This is a genomic window from Qipengyuania polymorpha (genome assembly GCF_019711435.1).
Taxonomy (GTDB): domain Bacteria; phylum Pseudomonadota; class Alphaproteobacteria; order Sphingomonadales; family Sphingomonadaceae; genus Qipengyuania; species Qipengyuania polymorpha.
Window position 1 is genome coordinate 388,353 of the sequence record NZ_JAIGNK010000001.1, and the last position, 7,861, is coordinate 396,213.

Below are 7,861 nucleotides of genomic sequence, written 5' to 3' on the forward strand. Positions count from 1 at the left end.
TTATGCGCCACTTGCTACCTCCGATTATCACTATCGCCTTGCTAGCTGGATGCACGGCTGGGCCCGATTATGCAGGCCCCCCGGAAGTTGTGTCAGCAGACACGGGCACTCGCTTTGTGCGCGCTGGCAGTGATGTGAGCGCATCTGATCCGGTTGTCGCTCAATGGTGGCTGCTGCTCGGCGATCCCGAGTTGACGCGGCTGGTGGAGGCTGCGCTGTCCGGCAACCCTTCGCTCGCCGCAGCGCAGGCGCGCATTGCCCAGGCACGGGCATCCATCAGGCAAGACCGTGCGGGTCGAATGCCATCGCTTGGGGCACAGGCCACCACCGTGCAGGGCCGGCTTCGTGGTCTCGACATTCAAGGCGGGGCGCCCCCCCCGTCAGAGCAAACCAATTCCGACGCAGAAACCGATGACTCGCTCAGCTTTTTCAATGTGGGCCTTAACGCCAACTGGGAGCTGGAGTTCGCCGGTGGCTCGCGCAGGCGCATTGAAGCCAGCAATGCCCAAGCTGCTGCAACCGTGGCCAATGCAGAGGACGCAAAGGTCCAGTTGACTGCCCAAGTGGCCAGCACCTACGTCAATTTGCGGGAGGCCCAATTCCGCGCAGAGCAATTTGAGGCGCAGATTTCGTTGCAGGAAGAGATCCTGGCGCTGACATACCAACGCTATCAGCACGGTGCATTGCCGCTTTTCCCGGTAGGCACCGCGAATGCCGAACTGGAGATGCTCAAGTCACAACTTGCCGAAGCTGAAGCGGATATCGCAGTCCTGTCTGATGCACTCGCTATACTGACCGGACAGGTGCCGGGATCAGTTGATGCAGCGCTCACGACTGCGCATTCCATTCCCATGCCGCCAGAGCAGGTCGCGATCGGCGATCCGGCAAGCCTGGTGGCGCGTCGGCCTGACATAAGGGCGGCCGAACGGTCTCTTGCCGCGTCGACGGCGCGGATCGGGGTGGCCGAGGCGGCGCGGTTCCCGAAATTGTCCTTCACGGGGATCCTGGGCCTCGGCGGATCCTCGTTGGACGACGTTGTCGATGTCGGCGATTTCTCCGCACTCGCGATCCCACGCCTCCAGTGGAATTTTCTGGATTTCGGCAGGGTAGACGCTGCGATCGACCAAGCCGGGGCGGCGCGCAACGAAGCAGTCGCCAATTACCAGCAGACGGTGCTTCTGGCACTGCAAGACGCCGAACGTGCCTTGGCTCGCTTCGGCCAGCAGCGTGTGGCGCTCGCTGCCAGTATGCAAATCAAGAAGCAGGCTGACGGCGCGGCGGACCTGAACCGCCAACGTTTTGCCGCAGGAGCGATCTCGAAGGCTGACCTCAACCGGGCCCTGCGAGAACAGCAGCAGGCCTCAGCAGACCTCGTCCGGGCAAAAGGTGCCCTTACGCTGGCGTGGATCGCGCTGCAGAAGTCGCTGGGCCTTGGGTGGCAAGAGCCTGTTCGAGATCAATAGTCCCGCCGCGCTGATCAAGTGATCCGGTTGACGAGAAGTAGGCGCCCCTGCCGCTGGCGACCAACTTGTCGTCGGGCTCGAGAACCCGGGTTTCCGCCACCGAAATCTGTCGCCCGATCTTCACGATCTGTCCGTGAGCAGTGAGAGGTCCTGAGGTTGCAGGACGGTGGTAATCGACATGCAGATCGGCCGTCGCTCTCGCCGCGACGCCCCCGGCAAGCAGAGTATAAAGCCCGGTGAGGTCGACCAGTGAAGCCAGGATCCCTCCATGCGCCGACCCAATCATAGGGTTCGACACGATCTCTTCGCGCCATGGCATGGTGATCGCGATTCCCTGGTCGGAGCATGTTGCAATCTCCAGCCCAAGCCATCGATGAAACGGCGCGATATTCAGCATTTCCTGCAAGCGCTCTCGATCGATCATAGCTCCCTCGTCCCCTGTGGTTGAGCCGTATCGCAAGAGTGATGGGTTCGTAGGAAATCGACGATAGCGGCGGAGAAGGCATCGTTCGCATCGCCCACGACCATGTGCGTGGCATCGGCAATATCGGTGTATTCTGCATGGGGGGCGAGTTGTCGCAGATGCAAAACGGCCTCTTCGGAAACAAGATCGCTAGAGCCGCCTCGGATGAGGTGAAGCGGAAGCGTGAGATTCGCCGCAGCTTGGCTCAGCATTGCCGATTGACGTTCTTGGCTGTCTGGGTCGCCTTGTCTGGCTGACATTATATTACGGATAAACACCGGGTCCCAGTGCCAATAGAAGCGCCCATCCGACTTCTGCCGCAGATAGTTTTTCAGACCATCGCTCGCGCCCCGCTTGGGACGATGCGGTATGTAGCGAGCGATCACGTCGGCCGCCTCCTCTGGTGAGGCGAAGCCGCTATCGACATGCTCTTCCATGAAACCAACCACGCGCATCACACCGCTGGGCTCCATGCGCGGGGCAATGTCGACCAATGTGAGTGAAGCAAAGCTACCTGGAGCAAGCTCCCCTGCGGCAATCAGTCCAGCGAGCCCGCCCAGTGAAGCGCCAACCAGCGCTGGCTTCTGGTCCAGGCGCGACGCTGCAGCGACCAGATCCGCCGCGAAGTCGCGCATTTCATAAGCTCCGCATAGCGACCAATCGCTGTCTCCGTGACCGCGCATGTCGAAGGCGATTGCGCGAAAGCCGGCTTGAGCCAGCTCGCTGACCACCCTTCTCCACGCGCGCCGTGTCTGCCCGCCGCCGTGCGCAAGAAGGACGGGTTTAGCGTAGGCATCCCCCTCAGCCTCGGCTGTAAGAGAAATCGCGCCTGCGCCCTCAATCGTAAAGGTTTCTCTCGCCATCTCCGGATGGTAGGAAAGGCGCGCTAAATAGTAAACCAATTTAGTTTGTGGCTCTCGGCTCCGTGTTGGCTGTCCTGCAGGGGCGTTTCAACGACGGCAAAAGTCTATGCCAAGAGGGGTTTCTCCAGACCATTCTCTAATGCACCGGCTTGCGATTCGGTCAGTAGTCGCTGTCCGCTTAATCCGCTCAAAGATATAAAAGCTGCCTTTCCGCTTCCGGCCCAAGTCCTGCCGTTACAAGGCTCGGCCAAACCAGATGACCCGACCGACGACGTGCACCTCAGATCGGTCCATGTCGTGCCAAGTTGGATAAGCTGGGTTGTCGCTGGCGATTGTGATTTGTCGGCCACCAGGCTTGATAGCAATACGCTTAACGACCAGAGCATCATCAGCGCGCAAAACGTAGATTCCATCGCGCAATCGTGAGCCATGGTCTGACGCGTCGACCAGGACCTCGTCACCATCGCTGAGCGTGGGCTCCATCGAGTCACCCTTTACGCCGACGATCGACAGGCTGGCGCTCTTGGCCGACGTCAGGTGCCGCAGCCACCGCTCATCGAACCCGAACCGGGTGTGTGCAGTCTCACTGGCAGCTACCGCGCCGAATCCAGCAGATGCTTCCACATCGAGAACGGGGATCTCGACCATACCATCATTGACTGGATTGGCGGGACCGCCGAGCACTTGCTCATCGACGCCGAAGAAGCAGGCAAGTGTCTTTCGGTCTTCGTCATCGAGCTTTCGCGGTGAACCGCGCTTGATGAATTGCTGCACATAGGCAGGGTTGCGGCCAAGCAGCCGCGATATCGAGGCGTAGCCATATCCGCCCTTGAGGATCAGCCGGTCGAGCTCTTCCCTGACATGTTCCATCTGTCTGTCCTTCGAATCTCAATTGTAGGAATTTTCCTAGACTCGCGGATGTGATCCTACTAAGAACATAACAAGAACACAAGGGATTTGCGAGTCGGAGCGAAAGGGTTATGACCTTGCTGGAACGGATCGAAAAGCATCTGAAAGATCACCATATTTCGGCAACGCGCTTCGGCCGGCGCGCAGTTGGCGATCCTCGATTCGTACTCGATCTCAGGCAAGGGCGAAGGCCGCGTCGACGAACGCTTGAACGGCTGGAAGCCTATCTGCAGTCAGTCGACGCTAGAGATCCTCAAGGTTCTATCAGGAATAGGTCCTGCGCTCGACAAGTTGCTCATAGCGACGGGCAACATTCTGCCAAAGTCTTGCCCCGTCCTGCTCGCCGGCCTGGTATAGCTGATCGATCTTCGACGCAATGAATTCACCTCCGGCGTCGCCATGGTGCTTATCCACCCACAGCGCCATGCCCCAAAGCTCCTGATCACGGGTGAGCATCAGAAGAGTGACCCGATGCCTGCGATGAGCATAAGGACAATCGGAATACCCAGCAGCCATGCTTCGAGCTTCAATTTCCATTCCCGCTCGTTGCCCGGCAAGGGATCGTCACTGTCCGGCCAGATGCGCATCAGCACCATGGCTCCCTGCGTCCGGACCAGGTTCGTGCTAGTCCTTCCGCGACCAATTGGTCGCCGATCGAGCGGCCATCGCGCATCAGGACACGGAGCTTACGACCGTACTGGTCTTCGTCTCGATTACCGATTGGAACGGCGGAGAACTCTCCCTGATTGAGCAGAACCACCAACCTGTCGCGTGCCCTTATGCCGAGATCGTATTCGATATCGCATCTTGGCTGCGAAATTTCAGGCGTGTCGATATCCGCGATCCTGATCTTCACGCCTTCGAGCCAGATCGTGTCGCCATCGATGACACAAGTGCGTCTGACCATGCCGCAAACGGCAAAGCTGTGCTTGGTTCGTGCCTCAGCGATCGCCGAACCAAAAGGCCAGTAGATGCCAAGAATGCCGCCCAGAATGCCAACGAGTAAGCCTCCGGCAACAAGCAGCGCAAGGCCGCGCCGTTTGCCTTGCTTCTGTCGGAGAACTCCTGCGTGAAAATCGAAGACATTATTCTGAGGTGATCTTCCTGCCATGCCAACTCCTTTCATTTTCGGGCCTGCAAGCCAAGATACCGTGCTCGCTTTTCCGATGATTTTCGGCTATTTTCTCAGCAACAAGATGGGGCTGAGAAGAGGAGAGGGCGGCTCCCTTCTTGTGAAGGAGAATGAGCGATGAACGATCCAGACGACACACCCCCGGGCGGCAAGGAGGGCTGGGAGGGCTTCCGCGAAGTAGATCGGGCCATCGCCGAGAACCGTCTCACTTCCTACACCTGGAAAAAGACCTGGGCTGACCCGTGGGGCAAGCTTGGATTGATCCTGTTCGGGGTCCTGTTCCTCGCCTTTTTGATCTATGTGATCATCTACGACGGGCTGATCTGAGCTACCATTCCTTCACATCGTCGGCCGCCTCAGCCGAGGCTCCCTTGGCATCGCGAGTCTTGCCATCGAGGTATCCTTTGACGGTCCCGATCCGCCGGTCCCCTTGTTGTTGGACCCGACCTACATTCCGGGCGATGTCTTCACGCTCGCTTGAGGGGGCGCCAAGGCTCCCTGGTACCCCGCCAAGCCGTACCGATCCCCGCACGCCATCTGCGCTGCTCACAGCGGGTCGAGCGACGGACGCAAAGGGCGGCAGAGCCAGGTCATCCGCGATCTCGGCATTGAGCTGGTTCGCATAGCTTTCGACGAACCGCGCCTGGAGTTTCTGGCCCCGCGCACTCATCTGGAAATCGATGTCGTCGAAGCGCACCGGCCCATAGTAGTCGCGGTTACCATCGATCTCCGCCATGCCCCATTCGCGATAGGCCTGGCTGAGGTTGAGCGTGCCTGCGGCATTGGCACTTTCGTACCAGCTTGCTTGGTTCTCGAGGCGGCTGGCGATCTCCTCGGCTCGGCGCGCTTCGCGGGTGTAGCTCTGCGCTTCGGTGATCGACGTGGTGATCCCGGCCGAGCTGCTTGACACCAGCGCCTCCGAACTCGAACTCGTTTCACGCAGGAAGCCTTCGCGCGTGCTCGACCAGCTGCGACTGTCCGAGATCTGGCTCAGCGCGCCCATGATGCGCGAGCGATCCTCGGAGGCGATCCCGATATCACTGTCAGTCCAGGTCTGGTTCCGACCACCCTTTAACCCGAGGGTGCCCTTGATCGAGCCTCGTTCTCCTTTGACCCCGAGACCGGCATCCCCGTTCAGGAACCAGGACACAGTAATGTCGTCGGCCGCGCGGCGCGACAGCCCGAACTGCTGCTGGAGTGTTTTCGAGGCGTTGTCGACTTCGCTGAAGGCGCTGCCGATGCTGTCGCTCGTTGACGTGCCACTGACGCTCTCGTTCGAGCGCGAGCGGGTGTAGGCATCGCGCAACTCGCTGAAGCGGGTGACAGCCGAGCTCGTCGATTGCTGGGCAAGGTTCGAGAATGTCTCGCTCTGGCCGCGGCTCTGGCTCGCCATGGTCGCAAGCCGGCTCGAGAAGTCCTGCCCTAGCGTTGGTGTGAACGGATAGCTCGAGGTCGGCACAGTCGCGAACTCGGCCTGCGGGAAGCCGGTGGTTTGGGTGCCGTTTTCGCCCGTCGTTCGCGTCTGCGCGGCGCCGTAGCCAATGTTGGGAGCAAGGCTGGCTTGCGCAAACTGGCGCGAAAACACGTTCGAGTTCTCAAGGCTGGAATTGCCGAGCGAAATATTGCCGGTGCTCGCTTCGCGCGCCGCCTCTTCTGCCGCGTTCTGGCTCGGATTGAGGTAGCTGGTTGCCTGGCCCGATATTGCGAGCGCGCCCCTGGCGACGCCGCCTGCAAGGAACGGTATCGATGCGACGAGGTAGCCGGCCAGGATCCCGATATCGTTGTTGACGTCGGTCATGCCGGAGAAGGTCGCGAGGCTGAGACCGGTCGCGCCGCCCGCTGCCGCCACATCGCTCGCGCCCTTGAGCATCAGGATCATGTGCAGGATGACGAACAGCGGCCCCCAAGCTGCCAGATAGAAGAAGCCCGTGACGTATCCTCTGAGAGCGATCGGTCCGGTCTTGGGCATCAGGAACAGTGGGAAGAGCACCGGAAAAAGCGCGTAGAATACGACCGTCAGGACGACATTGAGGATCGGGACCCATTTCATCGCGTTGTGCGCGATCGAGGAATAGGTCCGTTCGGTTTGGATGTCGGCGCGGGTCTGCGCGAACACATCGACGCTCGATGCACCGCTAGCTCCGGCGAAGCCATGCATCGCCTGGTTCATGGCGTTGATGGTCAGAACCTGGCGGAAGATGCTGCTTGCATCCTTCGAGACGCCGGTGAGGTATTGATAGGCAATCGGCAGGTCTGCGATGAGCTTGGCCTTCGCGAGCGCCTCGGTCTGCCGGGGGTAGAGCTGGCGCCCGGCGACCCGTGTCATCTCATCAATAAGCCCGGCCCACTGGTTGGAGAGCGCAGTGTATGCTTCGCGGCAGGTGATGATCGTGGCCGTGACGCTATCGTCCGCCTGCCGGGTGAGGAAGCGCTGTGCCCGCGCGGCACTGCCAGGCGCAATGGTCGCCCAGATATCGTTGCTTTCGGACAGTTCCTTCATCGAGTAGCGGCCGAGGAGCAGGTCGTAGAACACGCATTGCCGCACATGCTCGTCGAAATTGGCGGCAAACTCGGGATCGGCAATGCGCAGGGACCGTGTCGCTTCGAGCAGGCGCGCGCCATAAATCATGCCGTTCTTCGAGTAGTTGAGATCGTCGGGGAGGCCGAAGACGAGCTCGGCGGAGCGGGTAAGGTAGTCGCCTGCCTGACTGGTGAAGCTTGCCATGAGCGCGAGCCCGAGCGGGACATTGGCGACTGTCGCCGGAGCGAGGCTCGGATTGACACGGTCGGTGACCTGCACATCCATGCGCGGCACCATCAGGCACATGTAGATGAGTGTCGCGCCGAGGAACCAGTTGAGCCAGGCGCGCCAGTCCTGGTTGAACGCGACGACAATGACCGCAAGCGCCATGCCCATGACCAGCGCCACCTGGATCAGGCTCTTGTAGCCACCGGCCCCGGTCCACGCGGCGACGGCGTTCAAGACATTGACGATGTATTCGCCGCCGCCGGTTGTGAAGATCTCGACCAT

At 60.4% G+C, this 7,861-nt stretch carries 9 protein-coding genes; 2 read left to right on the top strand and 7 right to left on the bottom strand.

Annotated features, from left to right (window positions below):
• The first annotated feature begins 2 nt into the window (after positions 1 to 2).
• Positions 3 to 1,463 (top strand): efflux transporter outer membrane subunit, encoded by a 1,461-nt coding sequence (locus tag K3152_RS01910; RefSeq protein ID WP_137675990.1) that lies wholly within the window; start codon positions 3 to 5, stop codon positions 1,461 to 1,463.
• On the opposite strand, the gene K3152_RS01915 is transcribed toward K3152_RS01910, so the two are convergent.
• The 6 genes from K3152_RS01915 to K3152_RS14100 all read right to left on the bottom strand — a co-directional run bounded on the left by K3152_RS01915 (position 1,393) and on the right by K3152_RS14100 (position 4,824).
• Positions 1,393 to 1,887, bottom strand: a complete 495-nt coding sequence (locus K3152_RS01915; protein ID WP_082745685.1) for a hotdog fold thioesterase — start codon at positions 1,885 to 1,887, stop codon at positions 1,393 to 1,395. The genes K3152_RS01910 and K3152_RS01915 overlap by 71 nt on opposite strands.
• The gene (locus tag K3152_RS01920) at positions 1,884 to 2,789 is read right to left on the bottom strand and encodes an alpha/beta fold hydrolase (RefSeq protein WP_090483092.1); all 906 of its coding nucleotides are present in this window, start codon (positions 2,787 to 2,789) and stop codon (positions 1,884 to 1,886) included. Before K3152_RS01920 ends, K3152_RS01915 begins: the two co-directional genes overlap by 4 nt.
• 234 nt (positions 2,790 to 3,023) lie before the next feature.
• Complete coding sequence (locus tag K3152_RS01925) at positions 3,024 to 3,659, bottom strand: S24 family peptidase (RefSeq protein WP_137675989.1); 636 nt, start codon at positions 3,657 to 3,659, stop codon at positions 3,024 to 3,026.
• Positions 3,660 to 3,962: 303 nt separating this feature from the next.
• On the bottom strand, positions 3,963 to 4,154 hold the full coding sequence (locus tag K3152_RS01930) for a DUF6961 family protein (RefSeq protein ID WP_137675988.1): 192 nt from the start codon (positions 4,152 to 4,154) through the stop codon (positions 3,963 to 3,965).
• The gene (locus K3152_RS14245; RefSeq protein ID WP_255478505.1) at positions 4,154 to 4,285 is read right to left on the bottom strand and encodes a hypothetical protein; all 132 of its coding nucleotides are present in this window, start codon (positions 4,283 to 4,285) and stop codon (positions 4,154 to 4,156) included. Before K3152_RS14245 ends, K3152_RS01930 begins: the two co-directional genes overlap by 1 nt.
• Entirely contained in the window at positions 4,285 to 4,824 is a 540-nt protein-coding gene (locus K3152_RS14100) for a thermonuclease family protein (RefSeq protein WP_240048789.1), read from the bottom strand. The genes K3152_RS14245 and K3152_RS14100 overlap by 1 nt, the downstream gene beginning before the upstream one ends.
• 123 nt (positions 4,825 to 4,947) lie before the next feature.
• Here K3152_RS14100 and K3152_RS01940 point away from each other — a divergent pair, with 123 nt between their 5' ends.
• On the top strand, positions 4,948 to 5,157 hold the full coding sequence (locus K3152_RS01940; RefSeq protein WP_137675987.1) for a hypothetical protein: 210 nt from the start codon (positions 4,948 to 4,950) through the stop codon (positions 5,155 to 5,157).
• Position 5,158: 1 nt separating this feature from the next.
• Here the strand turns inward: K3152_RS01940 and K3152_RS01945 are convergent, their stop codons facing one another.
• Positions 5,159 to 7,861, bottom strand: coding sequence for a conjugal transfer protein TraG N-terminal domain-containing protein (locus tag K3152_RS01945; protein ID WP_137675986.1), 2,703 nt, complete (start codon positions 7,859 to 7,861; stop codon positions 5,159 to 5,161).